This is a genomic window from Natrinema sp. LN54 (assembly GCF_052439245.1).
GTDB lineage: Archaea > Halobacteriota > Halobacteria > Halobacteriales > Natrialbaceae > Natrinema > Natrinema versiforme_A.
In genome coordinates, this window is record NZ_JBQVRP010000001.1 from 492,583 (window position 1) to 508,816 (window position 16,234).

17 protein-coding genes are annotated in these 16,234 nt (G+C 67.2%); 5 read left to right on the top strand and 12 right to left on the bottom strand.

Going from position 1 to position 16,234, the window contains the following annotated elements; translation table 11 throughout:
- Nucleotides 1-22: 22 nt before the first annotated feature.
- Nucleotides 23-397, bottom strand: coding sequence for a VOC family protein (locus ACT4ML_RS02500; protein ID WP_444719441.1), 375 nt, complete (start codon nt 395-397; stop codon nt 23-25).
- A gap of 193 nt (nt 398-590) precedes the next feature.
- Between ACT4ML_RS02500 and ACT4ML_RS02505 the strand changes: the two genes are divergently transcribed.
- A complete protein-coding gene (locus ACT4ML_RS02505; protein ID WP_444719442.1) occupies nt 591-1,028 on the top strand; it encodes a universal stress protein in 438 nt (145 codons plus the stop codon).
- A 48-nt stretch (nt 1,029-1,076) separates the two neighbouring features.
- Here ACT4ML_RS02505 and ACT4ML_RS02510 read toward each other — a convergent pair whose 3' ends face one another.
- From ACT4ML_RS02510 to ACT4ML_RS02520, 3 genes are all read right to left on the bottom strand, one after another.
- On the bottom strand, nt 1,077-1,730 hold the full coding sequence (locus tag ACT4ML_RS02510; RefSeq protein WP_444719443.1) for a helix-turn-helix domain-containing protein: 654 nt from the start codon (nt 1,728-1,730) through the stop codon (nt 1,077-1,079).
- Between the two features lie 83 nt (nt 1,731-1,813).
- Nucleotides 1,814-3,076 (bottom strand): Coenzyme F420 hydrogenase/dehydrogenase, beta subunit C-terminal domain, encoded by a 1,263-nt coding sequence (locus ACT4ML_RS02515; protein WP_444719444.1) that lies wholly within the window; start codon nt 3,074-3,076, stop codon nt 1,814-1,816.
- The gene (locus ACT4ML_RS02520; RefSeq protein ID WP_444719880.1) at nt 3,077-5,464 is read right to left on the bottom strand and encodes a rhodanese-like domain-containing protein; all 2,388 of its coding nucleotides are present in this window, start codon (nt 5,462-5,464) and stop codon (nt 3,077-3,079) included.
- A 433-nt stretch (nt 5,465-5,897) separates the two neighbouring features.
- On the opposite strand from ACT4ML_RS02520, the gene ACT4ML_RS02525 reads away from it, so the two are divergent.
- On the top strand, nt 5,898-6,092 hold the full coding sequence (locus tag ACT4ML_RS02525) for a cold-shock protein (RefSeq protein ID WP_444719445.1): 195 nt from the start codon (nt 5,898-5,900) through the stop codon (nt 6,090-6,092).
- Between the two features lie 190 nt (nt 6,093-6,282).
- On the opposite strand, the gene ACT4ML_RS02530 is transcribed toward ACT4ML_RS02525, so the two are convergent.
- The gene (locus ACT4ML_RS02530) at nt 6,283-6,645 is read right to left on the bottom strand and encodes a cell division protein SepF (RefSeq protein ID WP_138244032.1); all 363 of its coding nucleotides are present in this window, start codon (nt 6,643-6,645) and stop codon (nt 6,283-6,285) included.
- A gap of 199 nt (nt 6,646-6,844) precedes the next feature.
- On the opposite strand from ACT4ML_RS02530, the gene ACT4ML_RS02535 reads away from it, so the two are divergent.
- Nucleotides 6,845-7,606, top strand: coding sequence for a DUF1028 domain-containing protein (locus ACT4ML_RS02535; RefSeq protein WP_444719446.1), 762 nt, complete (start codon nt 6,845-6,847; stop codon nt 7,604-7,606).
- A gap of 7 nt (nt 7,607-7,613) precedes the next feature.
- Here the strand turns inward: ACT4ML_RS02535 and ACT4ML_RS02540 are convergent, their stop codons facing one another.
- Nucleotides 7,614-8,063, bottom strand: a complete 450-nt coding sequence (locus ACT4ML_RS02540) for a CBS domain-containing protein (RefSeq protein WP_444719447.1) — start codon at nt 8,061-8,063, stop codon at nt 7,614-7,616.
- 176 nt (nt 8,064-8,239) lie between these two features.
- Entirely contained in the window at nt 8,240-8,719 is a 480-nt protein-coding gene (locus tag ACT4ML_RS02545; RefSeq protein WP_444719448.1) for an RNA-binding protein, read from the bottom strand.
- Between the two features lie 137 nt (nt 8,720-8,856).
- On the opposite strand from ACT4ML_RS02545, the gene ACT4ML_RS02550 reads away from it, so the two are divergent.
- The gene (locus tag ACT4ML_RS02550; RefSeq protein WP_444719449.1) at nt 8,857-9,153 is read left to right on the top strand and encodes a DUF7562 family protein; all 297 of its coding nucleotides are present in this window, start codon (nt 8,857-8,859) and stop codon (nt 9,151-9,153) included.
- A 3-nt stretch (nt 9,154-9,156) separates the two neighbouring features.
- On the opposite strand, the gene ACT4ML_RS02555 is transcribed toward ACT4ML_RS02550, so the two are convergent.
- Complete coding sequence (locus ACT4ML_RS02555) at nt 9,157-9,948, bottom strand: ABC transporter permease subunit (RefSeq protein WP_444719450.1); 792 nt, start codon at nt 9,946-9,948, stop codon at nt 9,157-9,159.
- Complete coding sequence (locus ACT4ML_RS02560) at nt 9,945-10,853, bottom strand: ABC transporter ATP-binding protein (RefSeq protein WP_444719451.1); 909 nt, start codon at nt 10,851-10,853, stop codon at nt 9,945-9,947. The genes ACT4ML_RS02555 and ACT4ML_RS02560 overlap by 4 nt, the downstream gene beginning before the upstream one ends.
- A gap of 139 nt (nt 10,854-10,992) precedes the next feature.
- Here ACT4ML_RS02560 and ACT4ML_RS02565 point away from each other — a divergent pair, with 139 nt between their 5' ends.
- Entirely contained in the window at nt 10,993-12,291 is a 1,299-nt protein-coding gene (locus ACT4ML_RS02565) for an RNB domain-containing ribonuclease (protein WP_444719452.1), read from the top strand.
- A 286-nt stretch (nt 12,292-12,577) separates the two neighbouring features.
- Here the strand turns inward: ACT4ML_RS02565 and ACT4ML_RS02570 are convergent, their stop codons facing one another.
- The 3 genes from ACT4ML_RS02570 to ACT4ML_RS02580 all read right to left on the bottom strand — a co-directional run bounded on the left by ACT4ML_RS02570 (nt 12,578) and on the right by ACT4ML_RS02580 (nt 16,171).
- The gene (locus ACT4ML_RS02570) at nt 12,578-13,114 is read right to left on the bottom strand and encodes a GNAT family N-acetyltransferase (RefSeq protein WP_444719453.1); all 537 of its coding nucleotides are present in this window, start codon (nt 13,112-13,114) and stop codon (nt 12,578-12,580) included.
- A gap of 277 nt (nt 13,115-13,391) precedes the next feature.
- On the bottom strand, nt 13,392-14,855 hold the full coding sequence (locus tag ACT4ML_RS02575) for a dihydrolipoyl dehydrogenase family protein (protein ID WP_444719454.1): 1,464 nt from the start codon (nt 14,853-14,855) through the stop codon (nt 13,392-13,394).
- 83 nt (nt 14,856-14,938) lie between these two features.
- Nucleotides 14,939-16,171 (bottom strand): hypothetical protein, encoded by a 1,233-nt coding sequence (locus ACT4ML_RS02580; RefSeq protein WP_444719455.1) that lies wholly within the window; start codon nt 16,169-16,171, stop codon nt 14,939-14,941.
- Between the last annotated feature and the right edge of the window lie 63 nt (nt 16,172-16,234).

Sequence of the window (16,234 nt, forward strand, 5' to 3'; positions counted from 1 at the left end):
GTCGCACGACGCCGCCGCCGGCTCACTCGAGTTCTTCGACGAGTTCGACGACGTAGCCGTTCGGGTCCTCGACGAACGCGACGCGAACGTCGATTTCGTCCATCGTCGTCGGCTCCGTCTCGACCGGCGGGTCCTCGCGCTCGACCAATCGCTCGAAGGTCTCGTCGGTGCTGTCGACGCCGACCGCGACGTGGGCCATCGATCCCGCGTCGATTTCGGTCTCGCCGTCGGGGTCGTACTTGAACTGGAACTCGCCGTTCTCGCCGCCGATGTAGACGTTTTCGACGCCGTTGTCGCCGGTGAACGACCAGTTCTCCGTGAGTCCGAGCCCGTCGATGTAGAACCCGCGTGTCCGGTCGATGTCCGATACCCACAGCGCAGTGTGAATGACATCCATGGTATCGGTGATGACGCCCCCAGTCAAAGGGTTACTGACATTCGTCGGGGCTGGCAGGCCTCGAGCCGATCCGGACGGACCGGGCTCGAGACGGTCCGCCGGTTCCGGGTCGGAGATGCCGTCGCCCCGTCCCCACCCTCAGACGGTGGGAACTGCCAGTACGACTTTGATGGCCCGGTCCCGACGATAGGATATGTATCACGTCCTCATTCCGGTCGACACCGACGAGGAGCGCGTGACCGCACAGATCGAGACCCTGCGCTCGCTGCCGGCCGATCCCGACGACCTGACTGTGACGGTACTGCACGTCCTCGAGGAGATCGACACCATGCCCGACGAGGGCGGGGCGACGTTCATCGACGAACTCAACGAGTCGCTGTCGGAGATCCGGGACGTGCCCGAGACCGTGTCGCTGGTCGAGGAGCGACTCGAAGCCGACGGCATCGAGGTCGATCGCGCGGAGTTAGTCGGCGACGCCGCCGACGGCATCACGCAGGTCGCGTCGGACGTCGACGCCGACGCGGTCCTGCTTGGCGGCCGGAAACGGTCCCCGGTCGGCAAAGCGCTCTTCGGCAGCGTCAGCCAGCAGGTCATCATCGACGCCGACCGGCCGGTCATCATCGCCGAGTGACGGCGCGAACGGGGAGTGGCGGCTCGAGAACGGGTTGCGACTACGGTTCTACGTTTCGTCCTCGAGGATCGCGTCCATCAACTTCGTCTGGGCCGCCCCCAGATGCTCGGTGAACGTCGATCGGGCGACGCCCAGTTCCTCGGCGACATCGGTCGCGTTCGCGCCCTTCGGATAGTCGAAGTAGCCCATTTCGTGGGCCGTCTCGAGGATCTCTCGCTGTCTGGTCGTGAGCGCCTCCCGGTCGACGACGACCGGATCGGCCGAGATATCCTCGTGATCCTGCGTGAGTTCTTCCACGACGACGCCGTCGAAGTACGCCCGCAGTTCGTCGACGATTTCGGCGATCTCCGCCAACTCGAGGGTGCGAAAGGAGAGGAGCAACGAGCCGTTCTGGGCGCGGACCGACGAGACCGGCGTTCCCGTCCCCTCGATGATCTCGCAGGCGCAGTCGGCCCCGCTGTCGCGCTCGAACCGATAGATCGCCTCGCGGTCGTTCGACTGGACCGGCGTCAGTTCGACGTCGTGGTCCCCCTCGACCGCGGCGTCGGCGGCGACGCCGAACTCCTCGACGACCGTCCCGTCGGCCGTCGTCTGGGACGACCGCGAGACGGAGTCGACCGGTTCGTCGGCGGAGGCGGAGACGTCGGCCACCGGACAGTCCGCCGGTTCGTGGACGACGACCGTTGCACGAAAGCCCGTCATATCGGTTCGTACGCGTCCGCGCCGGATAACCGACGCCGGAATTCCCACCGGGTGGAAATTCCTCGCGCGGGCCGAGGACCCGTTCAGCACCACTCCTCGTACTGGTGGACGCGGGCCGGGTTCAGCGGCTCCGGCTCGCGGTCGGTCCCGTCGTAGGCCTCCCGGTGGTGCTCGTAGGAGATCCCGATACTCCCCTCGGGGTCGAACGCCCGCGGGAGGATCGATTCCGCGCGCCGCCGATTCCACTCGGCCAACCCCTCGAGCGCGTCCGGGCGGTCGATCGCGGTCGTCTCGAGCGCGGACGCGGCTCGGGTCCACGCCGATTCGCCGGCTTCGGTTCGCACGACGGCGGTCGTGTAGCCGTCCGGGCTGCCGACGCTGCCGACGCTGATGTCGGCCGCGTCGCCGACGAAGTCCGCACACTCGTCGCAGCCGCGCAGTCCCGCCGCGTCGAACGCGTCGACGCCTTCCTCGAGCAGCGTCTCGCCGTCGGCGTCGACGGCGCGGAGCATCCCGTCGCTGATATCGAGGGTCTCGACCGCCTCGGGGTCGACATCGAAGGACTCGAGGCGGGCGAGCAGCCGGTCGTGCTCGAAGCTACGGGTACACATCAGCGCGACCGTGAGCGCGATCGGATCGGCCGGCTCGTGGTCGTAGCGATCGAGCGCAGTCGCGCCTTGGATCATACAGGGGGTCCCGACGAGCGCGAGGTCGGGATCATCGCTTAGGTCCGCGTCGGCGAGCAGGTCGTCGATCCGCCCCAGCCCCATCGTCTGGTTGTAGATGCTGCCGCCGGCTTCGAGCAAGTCCTCTCGCGAGGTCGCCAGAAACGCCTCGCCGCGTAGCGGTTCGTCGTCGCGCTCCCGGGCGACGACCGCGCCGTCTAGCTCGCCGGCCTCGAGCAGTGCCGCGAGGAGCGCGGTCACGACGCCGCCGTCCTGTCCCGCCTCGGCGGCCGCGTCGTCCGCTCGAGCCGCGTAGGTGGCCGGCTGCTCGAGGCCGCGTTCCTCCCCGGTCAACTCGAGGTGGCGCTCGTAGCGCAGGCCGCTGCGGGGACAGAAGTCCCAACAGCGCGAACAGCCGGTACACATCTTGACGAGCGTCGGCCGGCCCTCGTCCTCGTCGATGCCGATGGAGTCGGAGGGACAGGCGGCGACACAGGAGGCACACTGGATACAGCGGTCGGCCTCGATAACGGCCTCGTCCAAGTCGCGGAACCAGATCTTGCCCGGTGCTTCGGCGGCGTCGCGGTCCTGCTCGCGCGGATCGTTTCCGACGCCCTTGACGCCCTCCCGCGGGACGCCCGGCTTCGGTGCGTTCGTCGCGGAGGGGTCCGTTCCAGACATCTAGCTCACCTCCGTGCCGATCGCGGGCGAGTCGCGCGCCGGCCGCTCCGTAATGATCTCGCGCAGGTCGGCGTTCGAGGACCGGCGGGCCCACTCGGTGAAGGACTCGCCGGGCTCGCTGTCGGCGTCGTAGGCGCACATTGTGGTCTTGACGACCGCGGGCACGTCGTCGATCGGAATCTTCCCGACGAGCCAGTCGATGAACTCGTCGTCGCCCAGATCGCCGCCGAGTCCGAGGTCGGCCGCCCGACCGGAGTCGTAGTCGTCGCGATAGACCTCGCCGCGCAGTCCGAAGTCGCCCAACTGGGGCTGAGCGCAGGAGGCCGAACAGCCTGACATGTGGACACGGATCGCCTCGTGGTCGTCGGCGATCCCCGCCGACTCGGCCCAGTCGTCCAACTCGCGGGCCCACCTGATCGCGCGGTTTTTCGTCTCGATGATCCCGTAGTTACAGAACTCCCGACCCGTGCAGGTGACGATCCCGCGCGTGAACGGCCCCGGATCGGGGCTGTAGCGCTCGAGTACGGGCTCCTCGAGCAGCGCCTCGAGGTCAGCGTCGTCCAGGTGCGGCACGAGGACGTTCTGGTTGGGCGTCAGTCGGAGTTCGCCGTCGCCGAGGTCGTCGGCCAGTTCGGCCAACTCCGCAAACTCGTCGCCACCCATCCGGCCCGTCGGGACGTTCAGCCCGACGTAGGAGCGGCCGTCGGCCTGCTCGTGGACGCCGACGTGGTCCCCGCGATAGTCCATCGTCAGGGTCTCGTCGGGTTCCTCGAACGCGAAGTCGGCGTAGGACTCGAGTTCCTCGCGGAACTTCTCGGGGCCGAACTCGGCGACGAGGAAGCGCAGGCGATTGACCGCGGTGTCGAGGTAGCTGCCGTGGTCGACGAACAGGTCGGCCATCGCGGCGACGAGGTCGTCGACCTGCTCGGGTTCGACGAAGAGATCGATGTCGCTGGCGACGCGCGGGCCGTCCGAGAGACCGCCGCCGACCCGCGCGACGAACCCCTCGCGGCCGTCCTTGCGGGCCGGCGTCAGCCCGAGGTCCTGAATCCCCGACCGGGCGCAGTCCTCGTGACAGCCCGTGACGCTGACCTTGAACTTTCGGGGCAGGTTGGCGTAGTGGCGATCGCCGAGGAACCGCTGGCTCACCCGCTCGACGACCGGTTCGATGGCGACGGTTTCGTCGGGATCGAGTCCGGCCGCGGGACAGCCGACGACGTTCCGCACGGAGTTCCCGCAGGCCTGCATCGTCGAGAGCCCGACCGCGTCGTAGCGGTCCCAGATCTCGGCGATATCCGATATCTCGATCCAGTGCATCTGGACGTCCTGCCGCGTCGTGACATCGAGGAAGCCGTCGCCGAAGACGGGGTTCTGGTCGGGGCCGCCGTATTCCTCGGGAGCCCGCGCGAACTCGTCGGCCACCTCGCCGATGGTCCGGGCCTGTTCGGCCGTGAGTCTCCCGCCCGGAGCCCGCGTCCGGAGCATGAAGTACCCCCGCTGTTTCTGGTGGTAGAGGCCGATCAGCTTCAGGCGACCGAGCACGTCCTCCCCCAACTCGTCGACCATCGCCTCGAAGCCGCCGTTGGCGGCGTAGTGGCGGACCTGGTCCTGCAGTTCGACGAGGTCCCACTCGGGAGCCTCGGCGCGAACCCAGTCGGTCAGGCTCCCCTCGTAGAACTCGACCGTCTCGTAGCCCAGATGGCGGAGCGTGACGAAGGTGTGGCTGAGCCGTCTGGCCGTGTTACAGTAGAGGACGATCCGGTCGTCTCGCGTGATTCCCCGCTCGGCGAGCAGGTCCTCAAGCGCGCCCTCGCTCCGGAGTCGGCCGTCCGCGAGGAGGTCCGTCCACTCGAGATGGACGGCACCCGGAATCCGGGACTGCTCGTACTCGGCGGCGGTGCGGGTGTCGACGACGGTCGCGTCGCCGTCGACCGCGGCTTCGACGCCCTCGCGGTCGATGATCGGCGCGTCGTCACGCAGCGTGGCCTCGTAGTCGGTCGGCGCGGGACTGGGACTGGCGGTCGTCAGCGAGCGGTCGTCGTCCTCGAGCCACGCGTCCAGCCCGCCGTCCAGCAGGAGCAACGATCCCTCGTGGCCGTAGACGGCGGCGGTGAGCAGGAACCGAGCCGCGAGCGGGCCGCCGTCGTCCCCGTACGCGACGAGATCGTCCGTGCGGTCGATGCCGGCCTCGCACAGCAGCGTCGCGAACTCCTCGGGGGCCGGTAGCTCTCCGTCGGCGACGCTGCTCGGGTCCCGAAACCGGTCCGCCGGGACGGAAACCGCGCCCGGAATATGCCCCAGTTCCTCGTAGTCTCGCTCCTCGCGGACGTCGACGACGGTGACCGAGTCCGACTCGCGGCGGGCCTCGAGCCGCGACGGCGAGACGATACTGAAATCTGCACTCACGGATGATCACCCGTGTGCCGGCGGCCCCGCTCCCCGCCCGCCCGACGCTCGAGCGAGACCGGACCCGACCGGACATATCGGTCGTTCGACACAGTCGTATTCATGCTGTACCCGGCGATAGCGCTCGAGATCCCTTTCAAATACGCCTACGGGTAAGCGGTACCGCGGCTCCCGAACGGCGGCAGCGGGCCGCCGCCGTTACTGACAGTTTCGTTACCCGTCGTACGAACCGTTTTTATTCGCCCCGCGAGACCGAACGCGACGCTCGGCGGTTCTCCCTCGAGAGGAACTCTCGACCGGGATCGTTACGAGCGCCGGCAGTGATTGCCGACACACGCGCTCGACGCGCGTCGACGGTCGTGGTACCACGACCCTCGGAAGGGTTATCCCGCGTTCGGCCGTACGTTTGTTTGTAATGGCGAAAGGCAACGTTGATTTCTTCAACGACACAGGCGGCTACGGTTTCATTTCGACGGACGACGAGGACGATGACGTTTTCTTCCACATGGAGGATGTCGGCGGTCCTGACCTCGAAGAAGGCACGGAGATCGAATTCGATATCGAACAGGCCCCCAAGGGCCCGCGCGCGACGAACGTCGTTCGCACGTAAGTTCGACCGGCGCGTCGCCTCGAGCGACGCCCAATTATCGGTTTATTTTATCGACAGTCTCGACTGATAGCGGTGTGATCGCCGTCGGTATACGCCGTATCGAGAGCGAGTGCACCCGCAACTATCGGAGCTGGCACTGGTCCGGTAGCGACAGCAAGAGAGGTCGATGAGACCGAAAACGGGACGACCGCTACAGTTTCTGGCCCAGCTTTTCGCGGCTGATGTGGATGCCGGTCGGCGTGATGATCATCTGATCCTCGCCTTTCCGGACGATGTCGCCGTTGACTTCCTGGGCGACCTGTCGCAGTTCGTCGACGATGTGTTCGACGGTGCTGTCTTCGGTCCGCAGGCGCGTGATATCCGCGATGACGATGTCGCCGTCGTAGACGGCGTCTTTGATGTCAATCGCGTCGGCCTGCCCGCTGACTTCCGCGATGTGTACCTGCATCGTCGCCTCTGCAGAGCCGTCCGAGACGTCCTCGAGGTTCAGTTCGGCGTAGTCCTCGACGGTTCTGGACTGGTTGCCGCCGAGAATTTTGCTCATGAGTCCCATTGGCGGTATCCACCGCCGCCGCCAGTATAGTTCTTACGTCAGACACGGTCCCGTCTCCGGGACCGTTCGGGCGACCGACGGCTCGAGCGACGCCGGATTCCGCGGTCGATCGCCGATTCGACCCGTCTCGAGCGGCGTCGATCCGCGAGCATCTGTCGAGTCCGGTAGCTTTTAATTCCACACCGTTGCCGTTCGAACGATGACGTTCAGCATCTGCGTTCGCGAGGAGTACGAAACCGAAGACGGCGACCGCCACCGCCGGTTCGGCGTCGCGGTCACCACGCGGTTGCCGGGCGTCGGGACGCTCTGTCCGTTCGTCAGCGACCGCGGGGCGGTCGCCACGCAGAGCCTGGTCAACGTCGACCTCGGCGCGCGCGGGATCGAGTACATCGACGACGGACTGGCCGTCGACGACGCGCTCGAGGCGCTGCTCAACGCCGACGACGGCGCGCCCCAGCGGCAGTTACACGGCGTCGACGGCGAGTCGACGTTCGCCTTCTCGGGCGAGGAGTGCGTCGCCGAGTACGGCCACCGCGAGGGCGACCACTACACCGTCGCGGGCAACATGCTGACCGGCGAGGACGTCCTCGAGACGGTCAGCGAGGCCTACGCGGCGAACGCCGTCCACGACACGACGGACCACGGGACCGGGCCAGCCGCCGTCACGGAGGACGTCGATACCGACCCGCTCGCGAAGCGGTTGATCGACGCGCTGGCGGCCGGCGACCTCGAGGGCGGGGACAAGCGCGAGGAGCTGTCGGTTCAGAGCGCGGCGGTGGTCGTCCAGACGACGGAGTCCCACGCCGTCGAGCCGCCGTACAACGACCTGCGCCTCGACGCGACCGAGACGCCGATCGCGGACTTACGGGAGACCTACGACCTCGCGGAACAGGGGTACAGAGACATGCTCGCGCAGTACGAAGGCGCGTTCGAGGCGGACTCGCTGGACGCCGCGGAGTGACCGTGACTCAGTCGCCCGCGGTGAGTTCCCGACCCTCGGACGCCTCCAGACGCAGCGGCTCGTCCCGCCACTCGATCTCGAGGCGGTGACGCGACAGGTATGGGGCCAGCGTGCGGGCCGAAAGCAGGCCGCGGTAGACGCCGTCGTCGACGACGGGGAGGTGTTTGACCCCGTCCGTTCGCATCGTTTCGGCGGCCTCGGCGATCGTCGCGGTCGGCGAAATCGTCGTCACCGGCGCCGACATGATCGCTCGAGTCGCCGGGCGTTCGTCCGTTTCCGCGACTAACGCGACGAGATCCGATTCGGTGACGATGCCGACGACTGACTCGTCCTCGAGGACGGGGAGCGCGGACACTGTCGGCCGACGGAGAGCGTGGGCCGCCTCGGTAACGGGCGTTTCGGGGGTGATCCTCGGTGGCGAGCGAAGGTCGATTGATTCGACTGTCGTCTCGATCATGATTGAAATGCGGTATCACGAACCAATACATAACGCTAGTGGACAAGCGTCTCCTAGGTACTAGTATTGCTAGGACGGATCAGTGGTAAAACAGCCAAAAATGCGATGGTCGAAAGTGATGGCGCGGTTGTACGGACGATTTGCAAAAGTGACTCGGCTCGCTCCCGCGGTGGGGCTTACCCGGTAAACTCGTAGAGGTCGTCGCCGACGTGGTGCAGCGAGTCGACGACCTTCCCCTCGTCGCCGGCCATCTCCGCGCCGTCGACGCGGGCGCGGCCGACCGCGAGCACCTTTCCGTGGGATTCCTCGGCGATGACCACCAGATCGTCCGGCGAGATGTCCTCGGTCGCGTCAGTGATCCCCGGGCGCATCACGTCGGCACCGTCGCTGACGAACGAGACCGCACCCGCGTCGACGGTGACCAGCCGTTTTGCGGGTTCGTAGGCGTTCGCGCCGCGGACCGTCAGAAAGAGGTCGTCGCCGAACGCCGCGACCTGCGGTTCGCCGTCGATGAGGACGACCTCCCAATCGGTGTCCTCGAACTCGACGCGCTCGTAGGCGTCTCCCTCGGGCGAGACGCCCAGTTGCTCCTCGAGCGTCTCCTCGAGATCGGATACCGCGTCGCTGCGGAGGTGATGTCGAGACTTGACCTGCATGATCGGGCAAACGAGCGGTCCGGAGATAAAAGGCCCGTTCCGGAGAGCGACCGAACCCGGTGAATCGGTTGGCCTGACGGTCAGGACGAGGGAAACGTGTGCCAATCGCTAAGTGGACCCACGCCGTCGGACCGCGTATGTGGCCCTCTCGGAACGGGACGGAGACGGTCACCTGTCTCGCCTGTGGCACCGAGCGAGCGCGCGACGAGGCCCGCGAGTACGACAAGCACGGCGACCGCTGGGATCGCGAGGACAAGACCTTCGAACACCTCTGTAAGGACTGTCACAGCGACCTCTGTCACCACCCGCGCGGCGAACTCGAGGAGCTACTGGTCGACCTCGAGGCCGGCCAACGGGATCGGGACGCGTTTCTCGCGAGTTATCTCTCCACGGTCGAAGAGCGGTACGGCACGCTCGAGGAACGCGAGCGGTGATCGCTAGAGGTCGTCAGTCGCGAACCGCCGGTAGCCGACGAGGGGGGCGAGCGCGCTCCAGCCCAGCAGGACGGCGGCGCTGAACCAGATCTGGGAGCGGTCCGCGTTCGATCCGAGCACGGGTTCCAGCAACTGTTCGTAGGCGAGACTCGGAGAGAGTGCGCCGACGTAGGACGTCCACCACGGTCGCGTCGCCGGTTCTTCGAAGCCGGCCGCGGCGTAGGCGAGCCCCTCGGGCACGAACCGCCAGACGAACAGGAGGAGCAGCAACGTGCCGAAGACGGCGAACGTCGCCCACGTCTGGGTGCGGACCGTCGCCGAGATCGCGATCGCGACGGCGAGGTACGCGAGCCCCAAGCCGGCGCTGGCGAGGAGATAGCCGAGGACGGCGGTCGTCGGGACCGCGTGTCCGGTGACGAAGACGACGGCGACGCCGGCGAGGACGCCCGCGAGCAGGGACGCGAGGAAGATCGCGTATCGGCCGACGTACGTTCCGAGGACGATATCCCGTCGGTCGTGTGGCAGGCCGAGCAAGAGCGTCAGTTGGCCGTTCGAGCGCCGCCTGACGATCGCACCGGAGGCGAGCAGCAGTCCGGTCACCGGCACGAGGAGCATGCCGGCAAGCGCGAACTGGTCGACGAGGTCGATGGGGACCGCGTATCCCCGATCGACCTGCCTGACGTGGAGTTCGGCCATGACAGCGAAGACCAGCGCGAACGTCGCGGCGAGCGCGTACAACTGCCGGTTCCGGATCGCGTCGCCGATCTCCTTTCGAGCGATCAGCTGCCAGTTCATGCCGCCTCCTCCGTGTAGGAGACGAACAATTCCTCGAGCGACGCCTCACCGGTCGAGAAATCGCGGATCGTCGCGCCGGCGTCCCGGATCTCGTCGAGCACCCGGAGTTTCGCGTCGGCGGTACAGCCGACGACGAGGGCGTCGTCGTGTTCCTCGACCGTCGAGACCCCGTCGACGGAAGCGACGACCGGCGCGACCGCGGCCGGATCGTCGGCCAGGTCGACGGTCAACTCCGCACCGGCGTCGGCCGTCTCGCGCAGTCCGTCGATCGTGTCGACGGCGACGAGGTCGCCCTTCCGGAGGATTCCGACGCGGTCGGCGACCGCCTCGACCTGCGCCAGGATGTGGCTCGAGAAGAAGACGGTAGCGCCGCGGTCGCGTTCCGCCCGGACGATCTCGCGCATGCGGCGGACGCCGTGGGGGTCGAGCCCGGTCGAGGGTTCGTCGAGAATCAACACGTCGGGCTCGCCGACCAGCGCCATCGCCAGCGCGAGGCGCTGTGTCATCCCCGTCGAGTAGTCCGCGGCGGCCCGGTCGGCGGCGTCGGCGAGGCCGACGCGCTCTAACAGCGCCGCCGGCTCGTCGTCGGCGTCGGCGGCCTCGATCGCGTACGCGAGGTGTTGACGGCCGGTCATCGTCTCGAACGGCGCGAAGCCCTCGGGAAGGATACCGACGCGTTTCCGGACGGCGACCGGTGCTTCGGTAACGTCGTGACCGAGCACGTCGACCGAGCCACTCGAGGGGTGCGTGTAGTGCAACAGGATGTCGATCGTCGTCGACTTGCCGGCACCGTTCGGTCCGAGGAAACCGAACACCTCGCCGGACTCGACGGTCATATCGATACCGCGGAGGGCGTGAACGTCACCGAAGCGCTTGGTGACATTCCGGAGGGATATCGCTGGCATTCGTCCGCAGTTATGTTAGATGGGAAATACGTCTTCTGATCGGGACCGCACTGACCCGCGGATCGGCGGTCCGGTCGATCGCGACCGGACGGATTCGCGTCCCGACACGACTTTGACCTTCACGTCCGTACCCCTCGGTATGAGTGACGACGCACAGGCCGACGCCGGGACCGTGGAAGGCCAAGGTCCCGTCGAGGTCTCGGAGGATCTCGCGCGCCATCTCGAGAACAAGCGCGAGGAGTTGTTCGAGAAGTTCGAGCTCCGCGACGAGTTCCCGCCGGAGGTCTTGGAGGAGGCCGAAGCCCGAACGGAGGGCGTCACGGCCGAGATACAGGACGAGATCGACGAGCGGAAGGATCTCCGCGAGCTGACGACGTGGACGACGGACCCGATCGACGCACAGGACTTCGACGACGCGCTCTCGATCGAGGAGCGGGACGACGAGTACGTCCTCTGGGTCCACATCGCCGACGTAACTCACTACGTCAACCCCGAGACGGCGATGTGGGACGAGGCCGTCGAGCGCGGCAACACGGTCTATCTCCCCGGCTACACGGTTCACATGCTGCCGCCCGTGCTCGCCGAGACGGTCTGCTCGCTGGTCCCCAACGAGGACCGGCTGGCCCACACCGTCGAGATGCACCTCGACAAGGAGAACCTGACCTACGAGAACATCGAGATTTACAAGTCCGTCATCGAGTCCGACGAGCGGCTCACCTACGCCGAGGCTGAAAGTCGACTCGAGGAGCCCGACGCGCCCCTCCACGAGGAGAACGCGCTGGTCTACGACCTCGCAGAGCAGATGCACGAACAGCGCAAGGAGGACGGGTCGCTCGTCCTGAACCCGAGCCGCGACCGCGCTCACACCATCATCGAAGAGTGTATGCTGAAGGCCAACAAGGCCGTCACGCACGAACTCATGTGGAACCGCGGCGTCGAGGCCATGTACCGGGTCCACCCCCAGCCCAGCCCCGACGAGTGGTCCGAAGCGCTGCGAGAGATTCAGGACTTAGACGGCGTCTCGATCCCCGGCAGTACGTGGGACGACCCCCGAAAGGCGGTCAACGCGACGCTCGAGGACGCACCGGAGCGCCAACTGGATAAGATCCAGTGGGCCGTCATGAAGGTGATGCCCCGGGCGCGGTACATGAACGATCCCTTCGGCGGCCACCACGCGCTGAACTTCGAGATCTACGGTCACTTCACGAGCCCCATCCGCCGGCTCTCGGACCTGATCAACCACTGGATCGTCTACCAGAACGACGTGCCGGAGAACCTCATCGAACTCTGTGACCGCGCCAGCGACAAGCAGAAAGACGCTGAGCAGTGCGAGCGCGAGTACAAGACCTTCCTGCAGGAGGTCGGCCTCGATCCGATGGCGGTCAACAACCGCGGGATCGAAGTGGTCGACGACAGCGAGGCTGACAAAACGCTATAGCGGGCTCCGCTACGGTGTACAGCGCATTTCCTCAAGAGAGTGGTGGCGCGCGCTGTGGGCCGTCCGAGTGATACGAGGGCGGCCGATAATGCCGTGCGAGGGATGAGCGAGCGGTGCGAGGCCGAGCACGGTGAGGCCTCGCAAGCGAACGGTGACCTGTGGAAACCGTGAGCAGTGAGCGAATCGGCTGGGGAGGGTGTGGCGATTCCCCGCCGCCACGAGAGCAGGACACTCGTCTTCGCCGTCACTCCGGTGTGAGTTCGATCCGTCGATTCGCAGATACGGACTATTCGAAAAGCCGCTTCTCGTAGACGTGCTCCTCGAGACCCGCCGCCAGATCGGACGGGCGCGTCCCGATGCGGTCGAACCCACGCGATTCGTAGAACGAGATGCCGACCTCGTTGGCGGCGAGGACGGCCAGACGAAGCCGATCGAATCCGGCCGAGAGTTCGGTCTCGAGGCCCTCGAGCAACGCGGTCCCGGTCCCTTCGTTCCAGCCGTCGGGTCGGACGTACAGGCGCGCGAGAAACGCGACCGAGGGGTCTTCCGGCCACGGGACGGCGTGTGCGAAGCCGTCGTAGTCGGTTTCGAACGCGGGGTCGGTCGCGGGTGAGTCCTCGGCGACGAGGAAGGCGGCGTCGTCGCGGCCGCTCGCCTCCGTGATCGATGACTCGAGGTCGCCGATCGCGTACCACTCGTCGACGACCGCGTCGACCGTTTCGGGGCCGAGCACGTCGTCGTAGGCGGCGTGCCAGCTCTGGCGGGCGACCTCGTGGACGGCCCAGACGTCGTCGACCGTCGCCCGTCGAACGTCTCGGGTCACACGGGACGTAGCACAGCGCCCGTCAAAAAGCAGCGGCCGACAGCCATCGATCCGGGACGGTCGCGTCGCGATGGATTCGTCGCTCGCGGTCGCTGCGGGCGCGGTTTCAGTACCGTTCTTTGGACGGTTTTGTCAGTACTATTATCCCGACGATCGCTGAACGATGCGGTGGCGGGCGGACCGACCGTTCTCGAGGGAGCGGCTCCACCACCACTGTCCCGCCCGCTGTCCCCTTCTATTCCGACGCCGTCTCGGCGGCTGCGAGCCGTCGCTGCTGTCACAGTTCAATGTCCGGCGAGTCCGTATCGTCGACGCACTCCTGTCGATCCGCGAGTTCGGAACAGGCCTCACGGAACAGTCCGTCGAGGATCTCGGGCGTCGTCGGATGATAGGCCCGCTTGGGCAGGTCGCGAACGTCGAGCCCCATCTCGACGGCGATCTGCATCGTCTTGGCCATCACGTCGGCGTGGCGGTGCAGCCCCTGATAGCCCAGCACGCTCCCGTCCTCGGCGCTGACGATCAGCGTCGCGCGGCCTTCGGGGTGGCCCTTCGTCTCGAAGACGCCGTCCGCCGACGCCTCGCGGGTGACGACGATCTCGTCCATGCCCGTCTCGGCGGCGGTCGCCGGCGTGTGACCGATACGGACGAAGGGATAGACGCCCAGCCCCGAGAAGATCACGTGGTGGGGAACGCTCGTGTAGGGGTCACACGCAGCGCCCCGGTGGTGGTTGACGATGTTCTCCCCCGCCGCGAACCCCTGTTCCTTGGCGACGTGGAGGATCGGCTCGCGGCCGTTGGCGTCGCCGACGACGAACACGCGGTCGTCGTCGCGGGCCTGCATCGTCGACGTGACCCAGCCGTCGCCGGGCTCGAGGGCGGTGTTCTCGAGCCCCAACCCGTCGAGGTTCGGCCGGCGGCCGGTGAACAGGTAGAGGTCGTCGGCCTCGAGCACTCGCTCCGTCCCGTCCTCTCGCTCGGCGAACAGCCGGACGCCGCCGTCGTCGGTCGGCTCGAGGCGCTTCTCGTCGGTGGTGGTCAGCACGTCGATCCCGAAGTGGTCACGGTAGATATCCACCAGCGCGTCGCCGTATTCGGGTTCCATCCCCTCGAGCGGGCGCTCGTCGTGCTCGATCACGGTGAGGTCGACGTCCCCGACCTCGCTGAGGTAGGGGCCGAGCTCGAGGCTGATGTAGCCGTGGCCCATCACGATCCCCGAGTCCGGGAACGCGGTCGCGTCGAGGACATCGGTACTGGTCTGGAACGAGACCTCGTTGATTCCCGGTAGCTCGGGAATGTTTGGCACCGAGCCGGTCGCGATGGCGACGTAATCGGGCTCGAGCCGGCGGTCGCCGACCGCGAGGACGCGATCGTCGACGAACCGGGCGGTGTCGCGGACGAGTTCGACCCCCTCCCGCTCGGCGAGGTCGTGGACGTGGTCCCGACGGTGTTCGGCGAAGTTCGAGACGTGCTCGTCCTTCCGGGCGACGACCCGCTCGGGATCGGGGTCGGGCGTCCCCTCGAGTCGGTCGTCGTGGCGTGCGAGATAGCGGTGTTCGCCGGCCGAGAGGACCTCTTTCGAGGGCATACAGCCGCGGAGAATGCAGAGCCCGCCGCCGGGGTCGCCGTCGTCGATCAGCGTCAGTTCGAGGTCGCCGTCGAACTCGTCGCGGCGCTCTTCGAGTTCGTCGGCGACGGCGACGCCAGCGCTGCCGTAGGCACCGACGATCGCAACGTGTACCATAGCGGTGGTTCGACGGCGACGCAAAAAGGCGTTCCTTCGATGTGTCCGCACTGCAGCGATCGGAAGAGGAAAACCGGAGTTCGTTACCGGCGGACTCGAGCCGCGACGCCGGTCAGCAGGGCGAGCACCGCAGCGCCGGCACCGAAGCCGGGCACGCTGTCGTCGCCGCTGCCGTCGGTCTCGTCCTCGGCGGACCCGTCGGCGCTCTCTTCGTCGGTACTCGTTTCGTCGTCACTGGAGTCGTTCTCGTCCGTGCTCCCGTCCTGTGCGGACGCGCCGTCGATCGTCGCCGTGCGCTCGGAGAAGTGGTTGACCGCGACGTAGACCGTCGCCTGTCCCTCCGCCTGTGTATCCTGTACGACCATGTATCGGGACTCGTCGCTGCCGATCGCGCCCTCGAGGTCGCTCTTCGAGGAGGCCTCGACCGCGGCCTCGCCGTCGACGGTCACCGAGAGGTTCTCGAGGCTCCCGACGGCGTCCTCGGAGACGGTGGTCAACACGACGGTCCCCGTGTGGGTCGTCCGGTCGACCGTCATCTCGACGGTCCCGTCGGCGGTCGTCGCTGCCTCGGCGGACGTCTCCTGTCCGTAGGTGACGGCGTCGGATACCGTCTCGCCGTCGCGGTGGTCGGCCGTGACCTCGACGGCGGCGTTGCCCTCGGCGATCAGCGACTCCTCGTAAGTCGCGCGCTCGTCGCGCTCACCCTCCTCGTAGGAGCGGAACGCGAGCGTCGCGTTCTCGCCGAGGTCGGCCGTCACGTTCCCGTCGGAGACGGTCACCTCGCCGTCGCCGACGACGAGGAAGGCACCCTCGCGGCCGTCGGTCTCGACCACGACGCGGTCGCCGTCCTCACGGGCCTCCGCGCTCGCCCCGAGGTCGGCCTCGACGTACTGGGCCTCGTCGCCGCTCTCGACGACGAGGGTCCCGTGCTGATTGTCGTGGGCCGACAGCGTCGCGCCGCTGTCCGCCTGTATCTCGGCGCTCGCCTGCGTCTCCGTCGCGAGCGACAGCTCCGCGCCGTTCAGGTCCGTCACGGCCTCGAGGCCGGTGCTCGCGTCGAGTCCGGCACCGGCGTCGGCCTCGCTCTGGGACTGGACGGCGACCGAGGAGAACGTCCGTTCGCCGTCGACGCTGTAGTTAGCGATCGCATCGCCCTGCACGTCGAACTCGACGTTGGCGCCAGCGTAGGCATCGCTCTGAGTGGTCGTACTCGATCCTGCTGCAGTCGTCGTCGGCGTTGCACCGGCGGCCGCGGCCATCGTGACGGTGCTCGTGGCCACGAGCAGTGCAATCACCAGTGTGGCTCCGCGATTCATTACGAGTCGTGGCTTTCGACGCCCGTATAAAACGACTTCTGGCAGAACCGTCCAATCGTCCGG